This is a genomic window from Gordonia sp. SID5947, assembly GCF_009862785.1.
Classification (GTDB): domain Bacteria; phylum Actinomycetota; class Actinomycetes; order Mycobacteriales; family Mycobacteriaceae; genus Gordonia.
Genome location: NZ_WWHU01000001.1, coordinates 2698330 through 2720204 on the forward strand (window position 1 = coordinate 2698330; position 21875 = coordinate 2720204).

The window sequence follows — 21875 nt, forward strand, 5'->3', positions numbered from 1 at the left end:
ATGCCGAACGCCCGCAGAACCGAGCGCTCGACGTCGCACCGCACGCCGACCACCCATGCGACGCGGCGTGCTCGCACGTCGACGGCGCCCCAACCCCCGGCCCGGCCGCAGTCCGAGCGCGCCCGCTTCGCCAAGCAGGCGGCTGTCGGCCGCATGTTCGTCCCGTCGGCGCTCACGATCCTCGCGATCTGCGCCGGACTGACGGCCATCCGGGTGACCGGCACCGGCGACATCAATGCGGCCATGGGTCTCGTGGTGGCCGCCGCCCTCCTCGACGGTCTCGACGGCCGGGTCGCCCGGATGATGGGCGCGACCACCCGGATGGGCGCCGAGATCGACTCACTGGCCGACGCCATCAACTTCGGGGTCGTGCCTGCCCTGATCGTGTACCTGTATCTGATGCCCGACGAGGACATCGGCTGGGCGTTCACGCTGATCTACTGCTGCGCCATCGTGCTGCGACTGGCACGGTTCAACACCTTGCTCGACGACGACGAGGCGCCCGGCTTCACCCGCGACTTCTTCATAGGGGTGCCCGCGCCCGCGGCCGCGATCATCGCGCTGCTGCCGATCGGGCTGTCGCAGCAGTTCGGTTCGGGGTGGTGGACCTCGGTGCCCGTGGTCGGTGGATGGCTGGTGTTCGTCGCACTGCTGGCTGTCAGCCGGGTGCCGACGGCGTCTCTGAAGGCGGCATCGGTACCGCCGCGGGCGCTGGCCGGACTGCTCGTGGGGGTCGCGATCGGCGCCGCGCTGTTGCTCACCTTCCCCTACCTTCTGATGATCATCGCGATCGTCGCGTATCTGCTGCACATCCCGTTCGCATGGCGCAACCGGCGGTGGGTCGCCGATCGTCCCGAACACTGGGAGGCTCACCCGGCCGCACGACGGGCCGAGCGCCGGGCGATCGCCCGGGCCCAACCGGGACGTCGACGACGGCTCAGCACAGGCGGCAAGTCGCAGGCCAGACTGGGTCTGCGACGCCCGACCGGCATCGTCGCGGCGCCCGACCAGCCTCCGGTCGACCACCCTGCGGTCGACGATCCGGCGCCGTCCGGGGCCCGCTCTGAACCAGTGACCGAGGAGATGGATTGATGCCGGGCAGCGTCCAGCTCACCCTGACCGCACGCGTGAACCCTTCGGCCGCGGACGCGCGCCGCGGGATCGTGCGGGTGCATTCGGAAGTGCTCACCGCTCTGGGCCTGCGTGAATGGGATGCGGTCTCGATCACCGGTGCCCGGGTGACCGCGGCGGTGGTCGCGGATGCCGGCTCCGGAACCCCGACGGGTACCGCGCTGCTCGATGACATCACCTTCTCCAACGCCGGCGTCCGCGAGAACGCGTCGGTGGTGGTGGCACCGGTGCAGGTGCACGGCGCCACCCGCATCACCGTCTCCGGTTCCGCACTCGCCACGCGGTCGGTGGACGAGACGACGCTGCGTCGGGCACTCCTCGGCAAGGTCGTCTCGGTCGGCGACGCCGTGTCGCTGTTGCCACGGGACCTCGGACCCGAGTTCACCGCCGGTGCGGCCACCCGGGCCCTCGCGGTGTCGGTCGGCATCACCTGGACCAATGAGCTGCTCACGGTCGCCGCCACCGACCCGGCCGGTCCGGTGAGTGTGCAGACCAACACCGCAGTGTTGTGGGCAGGCGACGGCGCGCCGAAAGTGTCGCCGCCGCCCTCGGCGCCCGCCCCGTCGACGGCGCTGGGCTTCGCGGCCACGCAGCCGTCGTCATCGGCCCGCCGATCCGCCGGCGCCGGCTCCGCCACCGCGCCGACGACGACGCCGGGGGTGGTCTCGCATGGCTCGTCGTCGAGCATCGCGGCCCGGCCGGTCTCCACTCTGGTCGGCCTCGACAGCCAGGTCACCAAGCTCACCGAATGGCTGACCATCACGCTCGACGAGCCGGAGGTGCTGCGCACGCTGGGCGCCGCACCACGCCTGGGTGTGCTCGTGACCGGTCCCGCCGGTGGTGGCAAGGCCACGCTGGTCCGTTCGGTGTGTGCGGATCGTCGGCTCACCACTGTCGACGGGCCCACCGTCGGTGCGTTGGAGGCCGGTGCACGTCTGGCGGCGGTGCGGTCGGCGATCGCGGACCTTCGCGACGGCGGTGGTGTCCTGTTGGTCACCGACGTCGATGCCCTGCTGCCCGCGCCGAAAGACCCGGCTCCGGCCGAACCGGTCTCCACCCTGATCCTCGACGAGCTCCGTGCAGCCATCGCCGATCGCGGCGACACCACGGCCGGGGCACAGGCCGGCACGATCGCGTTGATCGCGACGACCGCCGAGGCCGTTCGCCTCGACAGCCGGCTGCGCGATCCGTCGCTCTGCGATCGCGAGCTGATCCTGGGCCTGCCCGACATGGCCACGCGCGCGCGACTGCTCGGCGTCATCCTCACCGACGTGCCGAGCGAAGGTCATCTCGACCTCGACGTGATCGCCTCCCGCACACCGGGTTTCGTCGCAGGCGACCTGGCGGCCCTGGCCCGGGAAGCCGCACTGCGCGCAGCCGCTCGGGTGACCGGCGCCGGAAGCGAAGCGAGCGGGCCGAATCAGACCGGCGCCGGGAGCGCAGCGAGCGGGCCGAGACAGACCCGCACCGACGACAGGCCGAGCATCGCGCTGCGCACCGACGACCTGGTCGGAGCACTCGAGGTGATCCGCCCCGTCTCACGGGTGGATTCGCCCGAGGTGGCGCTGGGCTCGATCACCCTGGACGAGGTCGGCGACATGGTGGAGACCAAGCAGGCGCTGACCGAGGCCGTGTTGTGGCCACTGCAGCATCCGGACACCTTCACCCGGCTGGGCGTGGAGCCGCCGCGGGGCGTCCTGCTGTTCGGTCCGCCGGGATGTGGAAAGACGTTTGTCGTGCGGGCACTGGCGGCGTCGGGCCGGTTGTCGGTGCACACGGTCAAGGGTGCCGAGTTGATGGACAAATGGGTCGGATCGTCGGAAAAGGCGGTCCGCGACCTGTTCGACAGGGCGCGTGAGTCGGCGCCGTCACTGATCTTCCTCGACGAGATCGACGCCCTGGCACCGCGGCGCGGTCAGTCCACCGATTCGGGCGTCGGCGATCGGGTGGTCGCCGCGCTGCTAACCGAGCTCGACGGCGTCGAGCCGCTTCAGGACGTGGTGGTGCTCGGGGCGACCAACCGGCCGGACCTGATCGATCCGGCCCTGCTACGTCCCGGCCGCCTCGAACGGCTGGTGTTCGTGCCGCCGCCGGATGCCGCCGCCCGCGCCGAGATCCTGCGCGCGTCGGGCCGCAATGTGCCGCTGGCCGAGGGCGTCGATCTGCAGGCGCTCGCCGACGACCTGGAGGGTTACTCGGCCGCCGACTGTTCGGCGTTGCTGAGGGAGGCCGCGTTGTCGGCGATGCGGCGTGACATCGACGCCGCGACGGTGAGCCCGGACGACGTCGCGGAGGCACGCACGCGGGTCCGCCCGTCGCTCGATGCGGCGCAGGTGGAGAACCTGCGCTCTTACGCCGAGCGACGCGTCGAGTAGCAGCGCCGGCCGCCGATGGGTCGGGTCATCCGCACCCATCGTCCGTCGGCAGGACGCAGAACTGGTTGCCCTCCGGATCGGCGAGGACTACCCACGGCAGGTCGGCGTCGTCGGCGACGAGCACCGCTCCCTCGTCCCGCAGATGTCGGACCTCGTCGATCTGCGTCGTGTGCGACGGCCGGATGTCGAGATGCAGGTGCGCGACGTCGGGCGCCGGATCGGTCGCGGCCTGGAACAACAGCTGGCAGGGGTGGTCAGACGACCCGATCTCCACGAATTCGGTTCCGCGATCGTCGGACCAGCGCCTGGTCACGTCGATCCCGAGCGCCCGGCACCAGAAACCTGCCAGGCCCTCGGGATCGCGGCTGTTGACGACGGGGCACACGAGGTGCGAGGCCATGCAGCTCACGCTACCGCGATGCCCTCGTCACGAGGTGCGACTCCACTAGGAGGTGGTGGTCGACCCCTGGGTCGGCGCGGTCTGGTCCTGCTGACCGGGCATCTGTCCCTGACCGGTCTGTCCGCCCGGCATCTGACCCGGGGCGCCCGGCATCTGACCCATGCCGCCCTGGCCGGTTCCCGTGCCACCGCCTGGCATCCCGCCCCCTGGCATTCCCGCGCCTGGCATTCCCCCGCCTGGCATCCCGCCCTGCACGCCGCCGGGCATGTTCATACCGGGCCCCTGGTTCGACGACGAGTTCCCGGCGAAGTAGCCGGCCCCGAACCCGATCAGCGCGAAGACGACGGCGATCCCGATGCCGCCCGCGATGACCGCATTGCGCAGCTTGTCGCTGACCGCGGTGGTGGCGGCCGGCCGTCCGGTTGGCTGTCCAGCCGGCTCGAACGCCTCGGTCGGCGTGTTGTCGGGTCCCGGCTCGCCGCGGTGACCGGCGGACTGTTCGCTCGAGGCGATCGTCGCCCCCTGTGGTGTGGACATCGGTGTCGGTCTCACTTTCTACGAAATGTAAAAGAGACATCCACCCTGGGTCCGCCGGCTGACCGCAGACTGCCGCGCACCTGTCAGTTCACTGTGAGATCGGGCAAGGCGGACAGCGAACCGGTCAGTCGACGCTCACCTGGTAGAACACCGACGACCCGCCGCCGGCCGCCCCGGCAGTGGTCCCCACCTGCACCCAGTAGGTCGCGCTCCCCTTCTTCGCCGAGAGGATCACCACCTTCTGGCCGCCGTCGGCGCTGCGTTGGGATTCGGCGAAGCCCGCATCGGTGAGAGTGGTGACCGCGTTCTCGAGCACGTTCCCCGAGTCACGACCGCCCTGGACGGTCACCGACCACCCGTCCGCGCGAGTTCCGTCGGCGGTCAGCACAGTGCCCTCGACCAACGGGACCTGAGCGGCGGGAAAGTCCTTCGGCAACGCCGCACCGGCAGGTGCGGCGTCCTCGTCGGACCCGCAACCGGACAGCAACACCGCGGCCGCGACCACCACTGCGAGCAGGGTTGACAGCCTGTAGAAGCGCATCATGCCAGCAACGGTAAGGTAGAGCGGGCGGGCCTCGCCCGTGACACCCCGCCCGAATCTGCGAAAGACGGTGTGCCCACTTGATCTCCGTGTTGGCTGCGCTCGCGGTCTCTGCGCTGCTCGCGCCGCCGGTGATCAAGTGGCTGGGTACACGTGGTTTCTACGTGCTCGCACTCGCTCCCGCGGGGGCGCTCGTCTGGGTCGTCCTGAACTGGCCACAAGAGGGCGAGCCCCCCGTCGTCGAGACGGTGAAATGGGTGCCGGTCCTGCAGATGGACATCGTCACCCGGTTCGACACCCTCAGTGCCATCCTGTCGGTCCTCATCCTCGGCGTCGGCGCACTCGTGCTCTGTTACTGCGCCCACTACTTCGACGACGCCAGGCCGCGGGTCGCCGTGTTCGGTGGCGAGATGATCGCGTTCGCCGCCGCGATGTTCGGGCTGGTGGTCAGCGACAACATGCTCGTCCTGTACGTGTTCTGGGAACTGACCACCGTGCTGTCGTTCATGCTCGTCGGGTTCTACGGCATCCGCGCGACCGCGCGCCGCGCCGCCACCCAGGCCTTGCTGGTCACCACCGCCGGCGGGCTGGCCATGCTGGTCGGCATCATCATGCTGGGCGAGAAGACCGGCAGCTACCTGCTCTCGGATCTCCTGGCCGATCCGCCCGCGAGCAGCGGGTACGTCGACTGTGCCGTAGTCCTGTTGCTCATCGGCGCGCTGAGCAAATCCGCCATCGTGCCGTTCCATTTCTGGCTCCCGGGCGCGATGGCCGCGCCGACCCCGGTCAGCGCGTATCTGCACGCGGCAGCCATGGTCAAGGCCGGCATCTACCTGATCGCACGTCTCGCCCCGGCCTTCTCCACGACGACGAGCTGGCACATCGCCGTGGTCGCACTCGGCATGGTCACGATGATCCTCGGCGGCTGGCGTTCCCTGCGGGAACTCGACCTCAAGCTCGTACTCGCCTTCGGAACGGTCTCGCAGCTCGGGTTCATGGCGGTGCTGGTCGGCATCGGCGACGCGAACGTCGCCATGGCCGGGATCACGATGCTCGTCGCGCACGCATTCTTCAAGGCCGCGCTGTTCATGGTCGTGGGCATCATCGACCACTCGACGGGCACCCGCGACATCCGCAAACTGGCCCGACTGGGTCATCGCCTGCCGGTGCTCGCGCTGACCGCTGCGGTGGCCGGGGCCAGCATGGCCGGGCTGCCGCTGACCATCGGCTTCGTCGGGAAGGAGACGGCCTTCGGGTCGGTGTGGGACACGGGCGCCTACGTGCCCTGGCAGTCCGAGACGATCGACATCGTGCTGCTGGTCGGTTCGGTCATCACCTTTGCCTACACCTGCCGGTTCCTCTGGGGCGCGTTCGGCCGTAAGGTCCGCTCCACACCGAGCCCGGCGGTGGCCAAGATGCATCCGCCCACCCCAATGTTCCTCGCGGCGCCGGTCCTGCTGGCCGTCGGCGGCGTGATCGCGGGCATCTTCAGCCCGCAGGTCGGTGACCTGTTCGAGCCGTACGCGCAAACCCTTCCGGCCTACGGCCACGAGCTCGAGCACCTGGCGATGTGGCACGGCTTCGGTCTGCCGGTCGTGTTCTCGATCATCGTGATCGTGGCCGGCGCACTGCTGTTCCTGCTCACCCGGCGAATGCGCGAACAGCTCTTCCGATACCGCCCGCTCCTCAACGCCGACCGCATCTACGACGCGACCCTGCGCACCGCGGACACGCTCTCCCTCCTCCTCACCCGCAACACCCAGCGCGGCTCTCTACCGATCACCCAGGGCGTGATCTTGTCGACGGCGATCGTGGTGCCGGTCGCGGCGCTCGCCCTGGGATCGCGGACGCGCCTGGAGATCGCCGGGTTCGACACCGCGGTGCAATTCGTGATCGGCTCCATCATCGCGGTCGCCGCCGTGGCCGCGGTGCTGCTGCGCAACCGTCTCGCCGCCACCCTGGTCGTCGGTCTCACCGGTTACGGCGCGGGCATGCTCTTCGCGCTCTACGGGGCCCCCGACCTCGCGCTCACCCAGTTCCTGGTGGAGACGCTGACGCTGGTGATCTTCGTCCTGGTGCTGCGCAAACTGCCCGCGGAGCCCGAGCCCCGCCACGCAACCCGATTCAAACCGTTGCGTGCGCTCATCGGGGTCGCGTTCGGCGCATCGCTCGTGATCATCGGCCTGTTCGCGGCTGCGGCACGGTCCGAGCAGCCGCTGCACGTCGACATCCCGGCGGCGGCCTACGAATTCGGCCACGGCGCCAACGCGGTCAACGTCCTGCTGGTCGATGTGCGGGCTTGGGACACCCTTGCGGAGGTCTCCGTGCTCATCGTCGCGGCGACCGGCGTGGCGTCCATGGTGTTCCGCAACCGCCGGTTCGGTGCCGCACCGCGCGTCGCCGATGCGGCGCGCCTGCAGGCGGGGATCAACGGTGAGGATGTCGACGATCCCATCCCGCCGGACCGGACCCGATGGTTGCTGGGCAGCGATTTCCGCGACCCGCGCCACCGGTCGATGGTCCTCGAGGCTACGACGCGACTGATCTTCCCGACGATGGTCGTGTTGTCGGTCTACTTCTTCTACGCCGGTCACAATGCCCCCGGTGGCGGCTTCGCCGGCGGTCTCACCATGGGCCTCGCGCTGGTGCTCCGCTATCTCGCCGGGGGCCGGTACGAACTCGGCGAGGCGCTGCCGATCGAGCCGGGTCGCATCCTGGGCGCCGGCCTGGCGATCTCCGCCGGTACCGCGTCGGCATCGCTCCTGCTGGGTGCGCCTGCCCTGTCGTCGGCGGTCGTCGAGATGACGCTGCCGGTGCTCGGCGACGTGAAACTCGTGACGGCCCTGTTCTTCGATCTCGGCATCTACCTGATCGTGGTCGGGCTGGTTCTCGACATCCTGCGCAGCCTCGGCGCCCGCCTCGACGTCGAATCCAGCGCGGCCGACAACACGCCGGCGCCGGTGCGCGTCACCGCCGGGGAGGTGCCCCAATGAGCGTCAATCTGGGGTTGCTGATCGTCATCGGTGTGCTGGCCGCGTGCGGCGCCTACCTGTTGATGGAACGCAGCCTGATCCGCATGCTGTTCGGGCTCCTCTTGTGCGGCAACGCGATCAACCTGCTGATCCTGGTGGTGTCCGGCGGCATGGGCAACCCGCCCATCATGGGCCGGTCGTCGGAGAGCCGAGCATCCGACGCCGACCCCCTGGCACAGGCGATGATCCTGACCGCCATCGTCATCACGATGGGCGTCGCCGCATTCGTGTTGTCGCTGGTCTATCGCCTCTTCGTGATCAACCGCGACGACGACGATCTCGAGGACGACACCGAGGACGTGAAGATCCTCAGCGGATCGCTGGACACCGCGCCCGACCGCGACCGGACCGACGACCCGATCACCCTCGCCGACACTGCGGCGGGCGATCTCTACGACGATGAGGGCAACCCGATCACACCGGAGGAATTCGCGGCACGGCATGCGGAGATGATCGAGACCGACCTCATGCCCGAAGACGCCGATGTCATCGACGAGAACGTTCGCGACAACGACTCCGCGATCAGCGTCTCCCGTCCCGAGGATGGGGGGAGCCGATGACCCCGCAGCCGTCGTGGATCCCGGTCCTCATCACGCTGCCCACGCTGGTACCGATCCTGGCGGCCGCGCTCACGCTGCTCGGTGGCCGAAGCCCGCGCTTTCAGCGGTCGATCGCGGTGGGCGCCATCTCGGTGGTGTTCATCGCATCGTGCATCCTGCTCTATCTCACCAATGCACGCGGTACGTTCGCCGTCACGATCGGCGGGTGGGGTGACAAGGGCTTCCCCAACGGCCCGCTCGGCATCACGCTGGTCGTCGACCAGCTCGCGGCGCTGATGCTGGTGGTCTCGACCATCGTGCTGCTCTGCGTCGTCGTGTACGCGGTCGGCCAGGGCATCCGCGACGGGACGTCGCAGCAGCCGGTGTCGATCTTCCTGCCCAGCTACCTGATCCTGACGGCCGGTGTGTGCAACGCCTTCCTGGCCGGGGACCTGTTCAACCTGTACGTCTCGTTCGAGGTCCTGCTGGCCGCGAGCTTCGTGCTGCTCACGTTGGGAGCGAGTCCCGAGCGGGTGCGCGCAGGCGCCTCCTACGTGATGGTCTCGATGGTGTCGTCGCTGATCTTCCTGTCCGGCATCGCCTTCGCCTACGCGACCACGGGGACGCTGAACCTCGCCGAGATGGCCGCGCGCCTCGACAACGTGCCCGACGGAACCCGCAACGCGCTGTTTGCCGTGCTGCTTGTCGCGTTCGGCATCAAGGCCGCGGTGTTCCCGCTGTCCACTTGGTTGCCCGACTCGTACCCGACCGCCCCCGCACCGGTCACCGCGGTGTTCGCCGGCCTGCTCACCAAGGTCGGTGTGTACGCGATCATCCGCGCCCACACCCTGCTGTTCCCGGGCGGCTCGATGGACACGGTGCTCCTCATCGCCGGTCTGCTCACCATGCTGATCGGCATCTTCGGCGCGATCGCCCAGTCCGACATCAAACGACTGCTGTCCTTCACCCTCGTCAGCCACATCGGGTACATGGTGTTCGGTATCGCGTTGTCGTCGCGGTTCGGGCTGTCGGCGGCCATCTACTACGTCGCCCACCACATCCTGGTGCAGACCACGTTGTTCCTGGTGGTCGGTCTCATCGAACGCCAAGCCGGGTCGTCGTCGCTGCGCCGTCTGGGTGGGCTCATCTCCACCCCGGTGCTGGCCGGTCTGTTCCTGATCCCCGCGCTCAATCTGGGTGGCATCCCACCGTTCTCGGGCTTCATCGGCAAGGTCGCGCTCCTCGAGGCCGGCGCGCAGGACGGCTCGGTGCTGGCGTGGGTGCTGGTCGCCGGGTCGGTCGTGACGAGCCTGCTCACGCTGTACGTGATGGCGCGCGTGTGGACCAAGGGCTTCTGGCGTGCCCGTGCGGACGCCCCGGAGGGCGAACTGGCCGACCAGGGCCCGTCGGCGCTGATCGACGAGAGCGCCGACATCGCCTTCGACGACCGGGCCGACGTCGGCCGGATGCCGATCGGCATGGTCATCCCGACCGCGGTGATGGTCGGCGCCGGACTCGTGCTGACGCTGTGGGCCGGTCCGATCATCGGTTTCACCGACCGTGCGGCCACCGACATCGCCGACCGCGGCATCTACATGGAAGCGGTGCTCGGAGGTGACGGCCGATGAAGAACCGGTCCGCGGCGCGTCCGGTACGCGCCCGCATCATCACCGCATGGCGGGTCTCACTGCTGTTCATCTTCTGGCATGTGGTCAGCGGCTACGTCTGGATCCGCGATCACGTCCGCATCCCGCGGTGGTTCGGGAGCGATTCGCGCGAGGTCGCGGTGCGGCTGTGGAGTCTGGCGTGGCTCACCTTTGTCTGGGTCTTGTTGTGGGGCACGGTTTCCTGGGCAAACATCATCGGCGGCCTCGTGCTGGCCACCGCCATCGTCACCCTGTTGCCGCTGCCGCGGGTGCCGGTGGAGGGCCGCATCCACCCGATCGGATTGCTCATCCTGATCGGACGGCTGATCGTCGACTTCTTCATCTCGAGCGCCCAGGTGGCGTGGGCCGCGATCCGGCCGGGCAAACCGCCGCTCGGCGCGGTCATCCGAGTGCGGGTGGCGATCAAATCCGATCTGGTTCTCACGCTCGCCGTCGACTACCTCAACCTGGTGCCGGGCACCATGGTGCTGGAGATCGACCACCGGCGCCGCATGCTCTACGTCCACGTCTTCGACGTCCGGGACGAGAAGCGTCTGGTGGCGTTCCGCAAACAGATCGCGTTCGTGGAGCGCGCATTCATCCGGGCATTCGAGCGGGACAGCGAATGGCATCCCAGCCCGTACCACGGGATAGACGAGGATTTTCACCGCGTCGCACGCTCGAACGGAGGTGAGCCATGACCTACGTCTGGGTGCTCGTGAGTGCGATGCTGATGATCGCCGCGGCGTTGACCACCATCCGCGTCCTCCGCGGGCCGACCACCCTTGATCGGCTCGTCGCCCTCGACACCGTCATCGCGCTGTGCATGTGCGGGCTCGGTGCGTGGGCCGCGTACAGCCGGGACTCCACCGTGGTGCCCGCCATCGTCGCGCTGTCGTTGGTGAGTTTCGTCGGATCGGTCGCCATCGCGCGATTCCGGGTGAGGGATGACGAACAATGATCGGTGACATCATCTCGTCGGTGCTGCTGCTCCTGGGAGCGACCATGGCACTGACCACCTCGATCGGCATGTTGCGCTTCCCGGACACGTTGAGTCGCATGCATGCCTCGACGAAACCGCAGACCTTCGGGCTGCTGCTGGTCCTGATCGGTGCGATGATCCGCCTCGGCCGCAACGTCGACGTCGGGATGCTGGTGCTGGCCTGTCTGTTCGCGCTGATCACCGCCCCGGTGATCGCGCATCGTATCGGCAGGCTCGTCTATCAGGAGCAGCGTGCGCGCGACGGCCTCATCGCACGCGAGGACATGGATTCCGGCACGCGGGATTAGCCCGCTCCCCGCCCACCCGGCACGCGTCCCCGCCGACCGGGACAGGCGGGAAGGGCAGCGTCTATTCGAGCTCGCCGACGACCGAGTTCACCACCGCACGCAGATCACCGGTGCGTCGATAGACCTCGCGTTGGCGCTGGTAGCTCGTGCCCCTGCCGACGATGTCGGCCACGCGAGCGAGTTCGGCGGCACAGTTCAGATCTCGCGCCACCGGTTCGAGCCGGCCGAGGACGTCGGTGAGATCGTCGGTCACCAACCGCTCGGTGCAGTCCGAGTCCAGGATGACGATCGCGTCGAGACCGTATCTCGCTGCGCGCCACTTGTTCTCCTGTACCAGCCACGGCGCCATCTGCGGCAAATCCTCACCGGACTCGAGGCGGCGATCGAGATCGACGACGAGGCAGTGGATCAGCGCGACCAGCGCCGACAACTCGCCGAGGTTGGTCATGCCGTCGCAGACCCTGACCTCGATGGTGCCCAGGTGTGGCGACGGGCGGATGTCCCACCGGATCTCGTTGAGATGATCGATGATGCCGGTGGTCATCTGATCGGTGACGAAGCCCTCGAACTCTGCCCAGGTGGCGAACTGGAACGGCAGGCCGGCTGTCGGCAGCTGCTGGAACATCATCGCGCGGTTGCTGGCATAGCCGGTGTCCTGCCCCGCCCACATCGGGGACGACGCGGACAGCGACAGCAGGTGCGGGTAATAGTTCAACAGCGCGCCGAGAATCGGTAACACCTTGTCGCGGTGACTGATCCCGACGTGCACGTGCACACCCCAGATCAGCATCTGGCGTCCCCACCACTGGGTCCGCTCGATCAGTTCCGCGTATCGGTGCCCCTCGGTCAGCAGCTGCGTCGACCACTCGGCAAACGGATGGGTGCCGGCACCGTACAGATCCACACCGAGTTCCTCGGTGAGGCCACGGACGCCGTCGAGCGTTGCGGACAGATCGGCGATCGCCTCCGGCGTGTCACGACAGATACCGGTGACGATCTCCACGGTGTTGCGAAGAAGTTCCTTGTGTACCTTGCCGCGACGGTCCGGTACCCGTTCGGACACCAGCGCGAACAGGTCTGCGGCCGAGTTCGACAGATCGCCGGACACCTTGTCGGTCAAGGCGAACTCCCATTCGACCCCCAGGGAGGGGGTCGGCGATCCGTCGAACTCGATCGGAGTGATCATGACCGCGGATCAGCGCCGCATCGGGTCACTCGTGGGCCTCGATGACCCCACACGCCAGGCGGTTACCCGCATCGCCGGTCTTCATCGACTGCTCGTCCGGCGCCGGCGCGTACCGGGTGGGGATGTTGGCGAAGTTGTCCGGCTTCTCGTGGATGACGATCGCCTTGCCGACGATCTGGCCGAGGTTCACGGCGTCGGTCGTGGTGACGGTCTCGGCGGTGCCGTCCTTCAGGACGTTGAGAGAGATCAGGTCCCCGCTGGAGGGATGGCCGGTGTGCCCCTCCACCTGCAGATGACTGCCCGCGCTGGAGAACGCCTCGCCGCCACCGGTCTGGCAGACACCGTTCTGATGGATGTGCATGCCGTGGAAGCCCGCCGGGATCCCGCTCTCGGCGTTCAATCGGACGGTGACCTTCACCGACGACCCGCTCGGCGTGAATGTCGCCTCGCCGACGGATTTGCCACTGTCGTTGATCAGCTTGGCCGTGGCGTCCTCCTTGGGCGACTCGCCCGCGCCGTCGGCGTCGTCGAGCTCCCCGGGGGGCGCCTGGTTTCCCGTCACCACCGACGGGGTGGTGCCGGGTGTGTCGGACGCCGGCTCGTCGGGAGTACATGCGGCCAGCGCCGCGCCGACGATGCCGGCCGCGGCCACCACGGCCAACGTACGACGGGTCGAATTGCCGGATGTCGATCTGACGGTCATGTCACTCCTTGTGATCTGAACGGGCCGTGGTCTGGCGAACTGTCATCGGGCACTGGTCGAGTCGGGTGTCATCGGGTGACCACGATCACCGGGATCCCGTCCGTGCACTGTGTGAACGACGACGGGCGGGACTCCACACTCGCGTCACCGCCGAGTGCGGCGGCGACCTCCTCGGCCGCCGACTTCTGGCCGTCGTCGTAGAAGATCGTGTTCTCGGTGATCGACGACGTCGTGAGGTTGCCGGGCGACGCCGTCTGGTAACCCTTGGCCTTCAGATTGTCGGCGACCTCGCCGGCCAGCCCGGAGACGGATCCAGCATTGAAGACGCACAACTCCGGCGTGTCGGCCGATGCGCTCGCCGACGGCGACGACGAGGCCGAAGCGGGACTCGGGGCCGCGGCAGACGTCACCTGATTCTGTGCCTGCTGCAGATCCTGCTCGGGATTGTCGCCACTGGTCGCCGCGGAGTGCCAACCCAACCCGATGCAGACGATGGCCAACGCCAGCAGCAGCATGGCGCCGGCGCGGAGCGGCAACCGGCTCGGTTCACGATCAGGATTCATCACCGAGAACCTTACTTCACATCCGTAGGTGCGCCGGGTGCGGTCACCGCTGTCGTGAGGCCGGTGCGATCAGGTGATCTCGAAGCCGAGACGACGGGCCGCGCGAGCCTTCTGCCTCGACGCACGCAACCGTCGCAGACGCTTGACCAGCATCGGATCGGCGGCCAGCGCCTCGGGCCGATCGACGAGGGCATTGAGCACCTGGTAGTAGCGGGTGGCCGACAGCCCGAAGAGTTCCTTGATGGCTTCTTCCTTGGCGCCGGCGTACTTCCACCACTGCCGTTCGAACGCCAGGATGTCGTGTTCGCGACGGGACAGCCCGTCCGGACCGACCTCATGAGGGTCGACAGGATTGGTCGTCGATCGGTCGGCAGCTGTGTGGGTGGGGTCTGTGGGTGTGGGTTGATCGCCCTGCTTCTGGCTTCGCGCAGCTGCGCCGTCCATCTCGCTCCCTCAAGATCGCCTCGTGCACATCACATCGCTGGAAATGGTCCCCCGACCCACCGGCCCGAACAAACTCCACCGAACCGGATATTCAGGTCACCGAACAAATCACAGCAATGTGGTTCGGTGATCATCTAACCACGATCGGCGGGCCGGTTCGTGGTGTGACTCGCCACGACACGGCGACCGGCGGAGGAGACCGGAGGCCGTCGCCGGTACACGTGGACGAACCGCGTGAGGGCGCTCGGTAATCTGTCCGGCATGGCCATCCTCCCGATCTGCATCGTCGGCGAACCGGTGTTGCATCACCCGACCGAGCTCGTCGAGCTCGACGCGCAGCGTCGTCCCGCCGCGGAACTCGTGACGCTCCTCGACGATATGTTCGCCACCATGGACGCCGCCAACGGTGTCGGCCTGGCGGCCAATCAGGTCGGGGTGGGCAAACGGATGTTCGTCTACGACTGCCCGGACGGTGAGCGGTACGAGGTGCGGCGCAGGCGCGGCGAGGTGATCAACCCGGTGCTGGAGACCTCGGAGATCCCGGAGACCATGCCCGATCCCGACGACGACGACGAAGGATGCCTGTCCGTCCCGGGTGAGCAGTTTCCCACCGGGCGCGCCGACTGGGCGCGCGTGAGCGGGGTTGATCGCAACGGCGACGAGGTCGTCATCGAGGGCACCGGCTTCTTCGCCCGCATGCTGCAGCACGAGGTCGGGCACCTCGACGGCTACCTCTACGTCGATGTGCTGGTCGGCCGCAACGCCCGCGCCGCCAAGAAGACCATCAAGCGTCAGGGCTGGGGCGTGCCGGGATTGTCCTGGCTGCCCGGCGCCGTCGACGACCCGTTCGGCCACGACGACGAGGACTGACGCCGTGGTCGCCGCGACCTGGTACTCGCGCCGATGAGCGAGCCGTTCGTCGGCGACCGGATCGTCGTCCGCTACCGCCTCGGCGCGGCCACCCCCGCGGACTGGCGCGGCGATCCGGCGGCCGCGCAGTCGGATGTGACCGGCATCTTGCGCGCGGACGGCGATCCTCTCGTCATCGAGCGCGACGGCGCCCACGAATCGATCCCGCGGGCGGCGATCACCTCTATCCGACTCCTGTCCCGGGTGACGATCCGCAACTCCGAGATCCGGGCCGTCGAGGCGGCGGCCGCCGCAGCGTGGCCGGGGACCGAATCGGCGATGGTGTCGGGCTGGCTGCTGCGGGCAGGAGGCGGTTTCACCCGGCGGGCCAACTCGGCGGTGCCCGTGGAGTTCGGTGCCGACACCGACGCCGCCGCCATCTCGGCGATGCGCGCCTGGTATTCGGACCGCGGTCTGCCGACGATGATCGCGCTGCCCGAACGGCTCGTCCCGGCCGGACACATCGACGGACGGCCGGTCAGCGGGGAGGTGCAGATGCTGGTCCGCGACATCGCAGGCATCTCCGCTCGGGGACGCGAGGCCCCGGTCCGGTTGGCCGATGGACCGACGACCGCGTGGTTGCGCGCGTATCGCGGCACCGACGTCGACGTCGAGGTCGCCGCGCCCGTGGTCGCGGGTTCGCGTGGCCCGCTGGCCTTCGCCTCGATCGGCGACGACGAACCGGTGTCGATCGGACGCGCGACGGTCACCGAGTCCACCGACGGCACCCGATGGCTCGGACTCACCGCCTTGTGGACCTCGCCGTCGCGCCGACGCGAGGGACTGGCCGGACGAGTCGTCGCCGAGCTCGTCGAGTGGGGCGCCGACCACGGCGCGCAGCGCATCTACGTGCAGGTCGAGGCGGACAACAGGATCGCCGGGAACTGGTATCGCACCCTCGGTTTCGGTCTGCATCACACATACCGCTACGTCGAGATCTGATCGTCTCGTAGGGTTGGGCGCGTGGTGTCGGCGGGCGTGAGCAAGCGGCGGCAGGCGATCGGATCCGTGGCCACGGTGGTGGCGATCGCCGTGGTTGCGGCGCTCACCTGGGTACTCGGCGGCAACGACCAAGACCCCCGGAGAACGGTTCTGCGACGGCGGTGCAGTCCTCGTCGATGCCGTTGTCATCGGGCGACTCGCAAGCGGTTCCCGCCCATGTCCAGCGCACCCTGGCGCTGATCGACGCCGGCGAATGGCCCGCGGCCGCGCAGGCCCCGGGCACCCACGGCGGCGATGTCTTCCGCAATGCCGAGGGCAACCTGCCCGCCACCGACGATCGTGGACATCGGATCACCTATCGGGAGTGGGACGTCAATCCCAAGGAACCGGGTCAGAGCCGGGACGCCGAACGGATCGTCACCGGCAGCGACGGCAGCGCGTGGTACACCAGCGATCACTACCGTACGTTCGTCCAGATCCGGGGGCCGACATTGTGACCACCTCTGAGCACACACCGATCCCGCTGGGACAGTTCGTCTCTGCCGCCGGACGATTCGGGCCGGTGGCCGGGGTGCTGACCGGAGCGCAGCTGTCCTGGGTGCCACACCGTCTCGCGGTACGGTCGGTCGACGCCGACCGGATGCCGACGGTCGCGGCGGTGTTCGACGAATTCGCCAGGGCCTGGGCGTTTCCCGATGCTTTCGGACAGAACAAAGACGCCTTCGACGAGTGCATGCGCCACCTCGACGACATCCCGCCCGACGTGAGTGCCCCCTCTGCGTACCTGACCGTCATCGAGAACGCGCCACGCCTGCTGAGTCACGAGCCCGACGAACTGCGATGGTTCGCAGGATCTCTCGAGTTCTACCGGGATCACTACCGCGATGTCGCCGCTCCGCCCGCCGCCTTCGCCGTGGTACTCCGGAGCCCATCCACCCTTCGCCGACGGGTCGAGACCCGTTGGCACGACGCCGGCTCGCCGGTCGCCCTGATCGAGAGCTGACATGCGCATCGCCACCTGGAACGTGAACTCGATCCGTGCGCGCTCGGAGGCCGTGGTCGGCTGGATGGAGCGCAACGACATCGATGTGCTCGCCATGCAGGAGACGAAATGCCGCGACGACGAGTTCCCGCTGATGAGCTTCCTGGCCGGCGGCTACGACGTCGCCCATGTCGGCAGCGGCGGATACAACGGGGTCGCGATCGCCTCGCGGATCGGGCTCGACGAGGTGGAGATCGGGTTCGAAGGCCAGCCGGGCTACGGGGCCGACCACACCGCTCCCGCGCGCGAGGCACGCGCGATCTCCGCGCGCTGCGGCGCGATCCGGGTGTGGAGCCTCTACGTGCCCAACGGCCGCGCCCTCGACGATCCGCACTATCGCTACAAGCTCGACTGGCTGGGCCGACTCCGCGACATCGGCTCGCTGTGGCTCGCCCACGACCCCGCCGCACAGATCGTGCTCGCCGGCGACTGGAACGTCATCCCGACCGACGACGACGTGTGGGATCCCACGCAGTTCGAGGGCAAGACCCACGTCTCCGAGCCCGAACGGGCCGCGCTGAACGCGATTCGTGAGGCCGGTTTCCACGACTCGGCGCATCCCTACACCGACGGTTACACCTTCTGGGATTACACCCAGCTCCGGTTCCCGCGCGACGAGGGCATGCGGATCGACTACCTGTTGTGTTCCCCCGCGTTCGACGACCGGGTACGCGGGGCGTTTGTCGACCGTGACGCCCGGAAGGGCAAGGGCGCCAGCGACCACGCGCCGGTGGTCCTCGAGCTCTGAGGATCCGCACGACCGACCGTCGGAGCGTTACTGAGCTTAGGCTAAGCTGCACCCATGTTTCGAGTGTCGCGCGGATTCCTCGTCCTGCTGATCACATTGGTGAGCGCAACGCTGGCGCTGTCCGCCTGCAGTTCTCCCGACGACTCGGCATCCGACGGCGGTGCGCCGATCCAGGTCAACACCTCCAAGGGGTCGGTGACCATCAACGGTGTGCCCAAACGGATCGTCGCGCTGGGCGCCCAGTGGATCGACGTCGCGTTGTCGTTCGGCGTCACGCCGGTGGCCTACCTCGACAACATCCAGGTCCTCACCGGCAAGCCCGCACCGTGGTCGAGCGATCAGCTGAAGAGTTCGACCGCCCTCAGCACCGATGGCGTCGTCGAGCAGGTCGCCAAGGCGAAGCCGGACCTGATCCTGGCGACCTCCTACATGGCCGACGGACAGCCGGAGATGTACAGCCAGATCTCCAAGCTCGCACCGACCATCCCGGGCATCACCGGCAAGCAGATCGACCCCTGGCAGGACATGGTGACGTTCCTGGGCACGGTGTTGCGGCAACCCGAGAAGGCCAAGGAGATCACCGCCGGCGTCGACGACAAGGTCAATGCCACCAAGAAGGAACTCCCCGGGCTGAACGGCAAGACCTACACGATGGCCTACATGTACTCCAACGATCAGATCCAGGTGCTCGGCGACCCGGACGACGGCGCCACCTACCTGTTCCGCTCGCTGGGTATGAACATCGCCCCGGCGCTCGTTGCCGGCTTCCGGCGCAACGGGCAGCCGCGATATCCCATCTCCACCGAGAACGTGCCACTGCTCGACTCCGATCTGCTGGTCCTCACCGCCAACACCGATCAGTTGATGTCGTCGCTGCAGAAGCTGCCGGGTTATCGCAATCTCAGATCGGTGCGCAGCGGGGCCGTGAGTCGCCTGTCCGTGGCCGAGATCGGCGGTCTGAACGAGCCGACGCCGCTGTCGATTCCGTACCTTCTCGACAAGATGCACCCGGCTCTGCAGAAGGCCTCCGTCTGACGTCGCGATGACCAACCCATCCCCGGCGGTCGAGCCGCAGACGGTCTACACGCTCACCCATGGCGCCCGCTGCCTGCTCGGCGGCAACGGCGTGGCCGTCCTCCTGCCCGCCAAACAGCGGCTCGACGGGTTGTCGCCGCGCCAGATCACGCTTCTGCGAACGCTCAACAGCGGCCCGCTGCACGTCAACGACGAGACCGACCCGGACACGTCCGATCTGCTCGACCGACTGATCGACGCAGGCGTGGTGACGATGATCGTCTCGGTCGGAGCCCGAGAGTTGTACTCTCTCCGCCCCTTTCGCCGCCCTCCCACGTCGCGTCCGACCGCACGTCCGGACTCGTTCGAGTTGTCACGGTTCACCGTGGTGCGGCGCAACGGGACGGATGTGGTCGCCGAGAATCCCCGATCATGGTGCGACGTCGTCGTGCACGATCCGGAGGTCCTCGCGACGCTCACCGGGCTGGCCTCGACCCTTCCGGCGGTGGTCCGAGACCGGCTGTCCGCCGACCTCGCGTGGTCGGGCCATGCGGTCGGCGCGGGTACCGAAGAGCACGACTTCGCCACGCGTAGTTGGAGTCCGCACGAATTGTGGTTCCACCGGCGGAGCACGGTCGGAGACCGCGGCACCAGTTGGGCACATTTCGGTCCCACCCGGTGGGCCGACGGTGAGTTCGAACCGCTGCCCGCGCGGCGCGAGCGTTACGACGGGGAGCCCGTGGCCCTCCCCACCCCCGACCTGGAGGCACTGCGGCGTGACGACCGGCCGCTGACCGCCGTGGTCGAGGATCGGAAGTCGGTGCGCGACTTCGACGATCGACATCCGATGAGCGCGGCACAGCTGGGTGAACTGCTACACCGATGCGCACGGACCCGCGGTGTTCGCACCACGAACGCGAATCGTTCGGTGCCCGAAGAACTCCCGTCACGCCCGTTCCCGTCGGGGGGCTCACTGTACGAGCTCGAGGTGTACGCCGTGGTGCGCACCGCCGACGGCATCGCACCGGGGATGTACCACTACGACTCGTTCGACCACATGTTGCGACCGGTGGCGCCATACGACGACCCCGCCGTCCGTCGCCTCATCGCACCCGCATCCCTCACGCTGGCCGACGGACAGCTCCCGCAGGTGCTGCTCGTGCTCGCCGCACGACCGGGCCGGATCATGTGGACCTACGAGCAGATGCCATACGCGGTGATCCTCAAGCACGTCGGCGTCCTCACCCAGACGCTCTATCTCACCTCCACCGCAATGGGTTTGGGTGGTGTGGCGCAGGGTTACGGTGACACGGCGGCATTCGCCGAGGCCACCGGCGCCGACGAGCTCGTCGAGTGCAACGTCGGGAGTTTTGTCGTCGGGACGCCGCGACAATGAGAGTCGTCGCTCACCTCCGGGCAGGAGCAAACCGCACGGGGTGACATCGTCCGCTGACTCGCACCGAGCATTCGTCCACCCTCACGCATCAGTCGGACCGCAACGCCGGCCGCTACCAGCCGTTGGGCGTACGAGATCGCCTCGTCGCGCAGTGGATCGAATCCGGCGACCGTGATGATCGTCGGAGGTGCGCCGGACAGGTCGTCGGCGTGCAGTGGATATGTGGTCGCCCTCTGCTCGTCATCTCGGCCGGCCTATCGGATCGCCACGATGTTGTCCGGTGTGCGATTGCGGTCGCCTCTCGTCGCGATCTCGCTCTGATCGATCCCGTCGGTGCCATGTCGTAGTGTTGTCACCAGCAGGAAAGAAGAAGACGAAGCGCGCCCCGTGTCCACCTGCCGGCCCGTCGCACAGAACACCTGAGAAACCTATGTCCTGCTGTCCTGTTCCGTCATTCGGGAGGCCGCAATGTCATCGACCGCATCACTGATCGCCATCGGCGACGCTCTGAGCGCCGTTCACCTCGACCACGAGTCGATGAGCGGGCAGAGCGCGTTCGAGGAGATGCGCGCCCTGTATGAGATTCGGAATCTGATCGACCATCATGCCGCGCAACTGACCGGCACACTCGACCGACTGCGGGTGGCCAAAGACCACGGTCGCACCACGCGAGAGTTGTTGATCGTCATGGGTTTCGCCCCATCCGTGGCACACCGCTACATCCGTATCGCCGGCGCACTGGCGCTACTGCCGACCTTATCGGCGCATGCCGTCGACGGCGTCATCTCGAGTGAACATACCGACGCCCTCGTCCGCGGGATCGAGCACATCGGCAAACGGTCACCGGAACCGATCGACGACGCCGTGCGTCTGAGTTGTGTGACAGATCTTCTTGGACAACACTTCTCCGGCGCCACCCCCGCCGAGATCAGCGACCGCGCCCGCAGCCTGGGCAACCAACGCGCCGACGACACCCCCGGCGGACTGCCCGCCGCCGACGACCGCACCATCAACACACTCACCAAGAACAAGACCACCGACGGACGCCTGCACGTCGAAGCCGATCTCGACGCCGAGGTCGGCGAGAAATTCCAGGCCGCGATGGAACACTACGGCAAACCCAGGCCCGAACCCGACGGCTCCCCCGACGCCCGCTCCACCGAGCGACGCCTGGCCGACGCGCTGGACACTCTGCTCGACGTCGCGGCCGGCGGCGGCAACGATCTCAGCGTAGCGCCGAGAACACATGTGCTACTTACCATTCCCAGCGATGCGCCATCCCCGGCATCACTGGAGTACATGGGATCGGTCACCCGCGCGACGATGAATCGTCTTGCCTGCGACCCCACGATCACACCGTTGCTCGTCGACGGCGAAACCGTCCCCCTCGACGTCATCGCCGCCTGACCCCAGAAACGACTCTCCACCAACCACAAT

22 protein-coding genes and 2 pseudogenes are annotated in these 21875 nt (G+C 68.1%); 16 read left to right on the forward strand and 8 right to left on the reverse strand.

Features of this window, described 5'->3' with window-relative positions; translation table 11 throughout:
- A complete protein-coding gene (locus GTV32_RS12560) occupies positions 1 to 1092 on the forward strand; it encodes a phosphatidylcholine/phosphatidylserine synthase (RefSeq protein WP_161060603.1) in 1092 nt (363 codons plus the stop codon).
- Complete coding sequence (locus tag GTV32_RS12565; RefSeq protein ID WP_161060604.1) at positions 1092 to 3506, forward strand: AAA family ATPase; 2415 nt, start codon at positions 1092 to 1094, stop codon at positions 3504 to 3506. The genes GTV32_RS12560 and GTV32_RS12565 overlap by 1 nt, the downstream gene beginning before the upstream one ends.
- Positions 3507 to 3531: 25 nt before the next feature.
- Here GTV32_RS12565 and GTV32_RS12570 read toward each other — a convergent pair whose 3' ends face one another.
- From GTV32_RS12570 to GTV32_RS12575, 3 genes are all read right to left on the reverse strand, one after another.
- Positions 3532 to 3906, reverse strand: coding sequence for a VOC family protein (locus GTV32_RS12570; RefSeq protein WP_161060605.1), 375 nt, complete (start codon positions 3904 to 3906; stop codon positions 3532 to 3534).
- Between the two features lie 45 nt (positions 3907 to 3951).
- Positions 3952 to 4443 (reverse strand): hypothetical protein, encoded by a 492-nt coding sequence (locus GTV32_RS23140; RefSeq protein ID WP_202421775.1) that lies wholly within the window; start codon positions 4441 to 4443, stop codon positions 3952 to 3954.
- 124 nt (positions 4444 to 4567) lie between these two features.
- The gene (locus GTV32_RS12575; RefSeq protein ID WP_161060606.1) at positions 4568 to 4987 is read right to left on the reverse strand and encodes a hypothetical protein; all 420 of its coding nucleotides are present in this window, start codon (positions 4985 to 4987) and stop codon (positions 4568 to 4570) included.
- A 77-nt stretch (positions 4988 to 5064) separates the two neighbouring features.
- Here GTV32_RS12575 and GTV32_RS12580 point away from each other — a divergent pair, with 77 nt between their 5' ends.
- Genes GTV32_RS12580 through mnhG form a run of 6 tightly spaced genes read left to right on the forward strand, consistent with a single transcriptional unit; the run spans position 5065 to position 11491 of the window.
- Positions 5065 to 7977 carry a Na+/H+ antiporter subunit A gene (locus GTV32_RS12580; protein ID WP_161060607.1) on the forward strand — a complete coding sequence of 971 codons (2913 nt, stop codon included), beginning with the start codon at positions 5065 to 5067 and terminating at the stop codon, positions 7975 to 7977.
- Positions 7974 to 8576, forward strand: coding sequence for a Na(+)/H(+) antiporter subunit C (locus GTV32_RS12585; protein ID WP_161060608.1), 603 nt, complete (start codon positions 7974 to 7976; stop codon positions 8574 to 8576). Before GTV32_RS12580 ends, GTV32_RS12585 begins: the two co-directional genes overlap by 4 nt.
- The gene (locus GTV32_RS12590) at positions 8573 to 10183 is read left to right on the forward strand and encodes a Na+/H+ antiporter subunit D (protein WP_161060609.1); all 1611 of its coding nucleotides are present in this window, start codon (positions 8573 to 8575) and stop codon (positions 10181 to 10183) included. The genes GTV32_RS12585 and GTV32_RS12590 overlap by 4 nt, the downstream gene beginning before the upstream one ends.
- Positions 10180 to 10902, forward strand: a complete 723-nt coding sequence (locus GTV32_RS12595; protein WP_161060610.1) for a Na+/H+ antiporter subunit E — start codon at positions 10180 to 10182, stop codon at positions 10900 to 10902. The genes GTV32_RS12590 and GTV32_RS12595 overlap by 4 nt, the downstream gene beginning before the upstream one ends.
- Positions 10899 to 11162 (forward strand): monovalent cation/H+ antiporter complex subunit F, encoded by a 264-nt coding sequence (locus tag GTV32_RS12600; protein WP_161060611.1) that lies wholly within the window; start codon positions 10899 to 10901, stop codon positions 11160 to 11162. Before GTV32_RS12595 ends, GTV32_RS12600 begins: the two co-directional genes overlap by 4 nt.
- On the forward strand, positions 11159 to 11491 hold the full coding sequence (gene mnhG / locus GTV32_RS12605; RefSeq protein WP_161060612.1) for a monovalent cation/H(+) antiporter subunit G: 333 nt from the start codon (positions 11159 to 11161) through the stop codon (positions 11489 to 11491). The genes GTV32_RS12600 and mnhG overlap by 4 nt, the downstream gene beginning before the upstream one ends.
- A gap of 61 nt (positions 11492 to 11552) precedes the next feature.
- On the opposite strand, the gene GTV32_RS12610 is transcribed toward mnhG, so the two are convergent.
- From GTV32_RS12610 to GTV32_RS12625, 4 genes are all read right to left on the reverse strand, one after another.
- Positions 11553 to 12677 carry a glutamate--cysteine ligase gene (locus GTV32_RS12610; RefSeq protein WP_161060613.1) on the reverse strand — a complete coding sequence of 375 codons (1125 nt, stop codon included), beginning with the start codon at positions 12675 to 12677 and terminating at the stop codon, positions 11553 to 11555.
- Between the two features lie 25 nt (positions 12678 to 12702).
- Positions 12703 to 13380, reverse strand: a complete 678-nt coding sequence (locus GTV32_RS12615; RefSeq protein WP_161060614.1) for a superoxide dismutase family protein — start codon at positions 13378 to 13380, stop codon at positions 12703 to 12705.
- 68 nt (positions 13381 to 13448) lie between these two features.
- Complete coding sequence (locus GTV32_RS12620) at positions 13449 to 13943, reverse strand: LytR C-terminal domain-containing protein (protein ID WP_161060615.1); 495 nt, start codon at positions 13941 to 13943, stop codon at positions 13449 to 13451.
- 69 nt (positions 13944 to 14012) lie between these two features.
- Positions 14013 to 14387 carry a DUF3263 domain-containing protein gene (locus tag GTV32_RS12625; protein ID WP_161060616.1) on the reverse strand — a complete coding sequence of 125 codons (375 nt, stop codon included), beginning with the start codon at positions 14385 to 14387 and terminating at the stop codon, positions 14013 to 14015.
- Between the two features lie 261 nt (positions 14388 to 14648).
- Here GTV32_RS12625 and GTV32_RS12630 point away from each other — a divergent pair, with 261 nt between their 5' ends.
- The 7 genes and pseudogenes from GTV32_RS12630 to GTV32_RS12660 all read left to right on the forward strand — a co-directional run bounded on the left by GTV32_RS12630 (position 14649) and on the right by GTV32_RS12660 (position 20438).
- The gene (locus GTV32_RS12630) at positions 14649 to 15257 is read left to right on the forward strand and encodes a peptide deformylase (protein ID WP_161060617.1); all 609 of its coding nucleotides are present in this window, start codon (positions 14649 to 14651) and stop codon (positions 15255 to 15257) included.
- 33 nt (positions 15258 to 15290) lie between these two features.
- Complete coding sequence (locus GTV32_RS12635) at positions 15291 to 16238, forward strand: GNAT family N-acetyltransferase (protein ID WP_161060618.1); 948 nt, start codon at positions 15291 to 15293, stop codon at positions 16236 to 16238.
- A 21-nt stretch (positions 16239 to 16259) separates the two neighbouring features.
- Positions 16260 to 16735: pseudogene (locus GTV32_RS12640) on the forward strand (ribonuclease domain-containing protein).
- A complete protein-coding gene (locus GTV32_RS12645; protein WP_161060619.1) occupies positions 16732 to 17241 on the forward strand; it encodes a barstar family protein in 510 nt (169 codons plus the stop codon). Before GTV32_RS12640 ends, GTV32_RS12645 begins: the two are co-directional and overlap by 4 nt.
- A gap of 1 nt (position 17242) precedes the next feature.
- Entirely contained in the window at positions 17243 to 18028 is a 786-nt protein-coding gene (locus GTV32_RS12650) for an exodeoxyribonuclease III (RefSeq protein ID WP_161060620.1), read from the forward strand.
- Between the two features lie 54 nt (positions 18029 to 18082).
- Entirely contained in the window at positions 18083 to 19063 is a 981-nt protein-coding gene (locus GTV32_RS12655) for an ABC transporter substrate-binding protein (RefSeq protein WP_161060621.1), read from the forward strand.
- Positions 19064 to 19070: 7 nt separating this feature from the next.
- Positions 19071 to 20438, forward strand: coding sequence for a SagB family peptide dehydrogenase (locus GTV32_RS12660; protein ID WP_161060622.1), 1368 nt, complete (start codon positions 19071 to 19073; stop codon positions 20436 to 20438).
- A gap of 77 nt (positions 20439 to 20515) precedes the next feature.
- On the opposite strand, the pseudogene GTV32_RS23445 reads toward GTV32_RS12660, so the two are convergent.
- Positions 20516 to 20668, reverse strand: a pseudogene (locus GTV32_RS23445) (alpha/beta hydrolase fold domain-containing protein); the annotation flags it as partial.
- A gap of 238 nt (positions 20669 to 20906) precedes the next feature.
- On the opposite strand from GTV32_RS23445, the gene GTV32_RS12670 reads away from it, so the two are divergent.
- Positions 20907 to 21845: a DUF222 domain-containing protein gene (locus tag GTV32_RS12670; RefSeq protein ID WP_237421534.1), complete on the forward strand. Its 939-nt coding sequence runs from the start codon at positions 20907 to 20909 to the stop codon at positions 21843 to 21845.
- The last annotated feature ends 30 nt before the right edge of the window (positions 21846 to 21875 follow it).

Excerpts from the sequence above, each read along its gene's own strand:
- GTV32_RS12570 (WP_161060605.1), bottom strand. The coding sequence starts at position 3,906 with ATGGCCTCGCACCTCGTGTGCCCCGTCGTCAACAGCCGCGATCCCGAG.
- GTV32_RS12590 (WP_161060609.1), top strand. The coding sequence starts at position 8,573 with ATGACCCCGCAGCCGTCGTGGATCCCGGTCCTCATCACGCTGCCCACG.
- GTV32_RS12565 (WP_161060604.1), top strand. The coding sequence starts at position 1,092 with ATGCCGGGCAGCGTCCAGCTCACCCTGACCGCACGCGTGAACCCTTCG.
- GTV32_RS12635 (WP_161060618.1), top strand. The coding sequence starts at position 15,291 with ATGAGCGAGCCGTTCGTCGGCGACCGGATCGTCGTCCGCTACCGCCTC.
- GTV32_RS12585 (WP_161060608.1), top strand. The coding sequence starts at position 7,974 with ATGAGCGTCAATCTGGGGTTGCTGATCGTCATCGGTGTGCTGGCCGCG.
- GTV32_RS12670 (WP_237421534.1), top strand. The coding sequence starts at position 20,907 with ATGTCATCGACCGCATCACTGATCGCCATCGGCGACGCTCTGAGCGCC.
- GTV32_RS12655 (WP_161060621.1), top strand. The coding sequence starts at position 18,083 with ATGTTTCGAGTGTCGCGCGGATTCCTCGTCCTGCTGATCACATTGGTG.
- GTV32_RS12620 (WP_161060615.1), bottom strand. The coding sequence starts at position 13,943 with ATGAATCCTGATCGTGAACCGAGCCGGTTGCCGCTCCGCGCCGGCGCC.
- GTV32_RS12615 (WP_161060614.1), bottom strand. The coding sequence starts at position 13,380 with ATGACCGTCAGATCGACATCCGGCAATTCGACCCGTCGTACGTTGGCC.
- GTV32_RS12595 (WP_161060610.1), top strand. The coding sequence starts at position 10,180 with ATGAAGAACCGGTCCGCGGCGCGTCCGGTACGCGCCCGCATCATCACC.
- GTV32_RS12650 (WP_161060620.1), top strand. The coding sequence starts at position 17,243 with ATGCGCATCGCCACCTGGAACGTGAACTCGATCCGTGCGCGCTCGGAG.
- GTV32_RS12625 (WP_161060616.1), bottom strand. The coding sequence starts at position 14,387 with ATGGACGGCGCAGCTGCGCGAAGCCAGAAGCAGGGCGATCAACCCACA.
- GTV32_RS12610 (WP_161060613.1), bottom strand. The coding sequence starts at position 12,677 with ATGATCACTCCGATCGAGTTCGACGGATCGCCGACCCCCTCCCTGGGG.
- GTV32_RS23140 (WP_202421775.1), bottom strand. The coding sequence starts at position 4,443 with ATGTCCACACCACAGGGGGCGACGATCGCCTCGAGCGAACAGTCCGCC.
- GTV32_RS12575 (WP_161060606.1), bottom strand. The coding sequence starts at position 4,987 with ATGATGCGCTTCTACAGGCTGTCAACCCTGCTCGCAGTGGTGGTCGCG.
- GTV32_RS12560 (WP_161060603.1), top strand. The coding sequence starts at position 1 with ATGCCGAACGCCCGCAGAACCGAGCGCTCGACGTCGCACCGCACGCCG.
- GTV32_RS12600 (WP_161060611.1), top strand. The coding sequence starts at position 10,899 with ATGACCTACGTCTGGGTGCTCGTGAGTGCGATGCTGATGATCGCCGCG.
- GTV32_RS12630 (WP_161060617.1), top strand. The coding sequence starts at position 14,649 with ATGGCCATCCTCCCGATCTGCATCGTCGGCGAACCGGTGTTGCATCAC.
- GTV32_RS12660 (WP_161060622.1), top strand. The coding sequence starts at position 19,071 with ATGACCAACCCATCCCCGGCGGTCGAGCCGCAGACGGTCTACACGCTC.
- mnhG (WP_161060612.1), top strand. The coding sequence starts at position 11,159 with ATGATCGGTGACATCATCTCGTCGGTGCTGCTGCTCCTGGGAGCGACC.